The organism is Pseudomonas sp. NPDC086112, from assembly GCF_044746425.1.
Taxonomy (GTDB): Bacteria; Pseudomonadota; Gammaproteobacteria; order Pseudomonadales; family Pseudomonadaceae; genus Aquipseudomonas.
The window spans coordinates 84,639-85,029 of the sequence record NZ_JBIVCD010000027.1; the positions used below are offsets into that span (position 1 = coordinate 84,639).

At 54.2% G+C, this 391-nt stretch carries 2 pseudogenes; both read left to right on the forward strand.

Annotated elements, in window-relative coordinates:
- Positions 1 to 291, forward strand: a pseudogene (gene rpsF / locus ACIPLA_RS18780) (30S ribosomal protein S6); the annotation flags it as partial.
- A 28-nt stretch (positions 292 to 319) separates the two neighbouring features.
- Positions 320 to 391: pseudogene (gene rpsR / locus ACIPLA_RS18785) on the forward strand (30S ribosomal protein S18); the annotation flags it as partial.

The following is a 391-nucleotide window of genomic DNA, read 5'->3' on the forward strand; positions in this document are numbered from 1 at the left end:
GTCGTCAACTGGCCTACGCAATCAACAATGTTCAAGGCTCACTACGTGATGCTGAACGTTGAATGCACTGGCAAGGCCCTGGCCGAGCTGGAAGACAACTTCCGCTACAACGATGCAGTGATCCGTAACCTGGTCATCCGTCGCGAAGAAGCCGTTACCGGCCAATCCGAGATGCTCAAGGCTGAAGAAAACCGCAGTGAGCGCCGTGAGCGTCGCGACCGTCCTGAGCACTCCGACGCTGATAGCGTTGATGGTGATGACAGCGACGCCAGCGATAACGCTGACGAGTAATCCACGGACCTTTTGAGGAGCCTATTACATGGCACGTTTCTTCCGTCGTCGTAAATTCTGCCGCTTCACCGCTGAAGACGTGAAAGAGATCGATTACAAA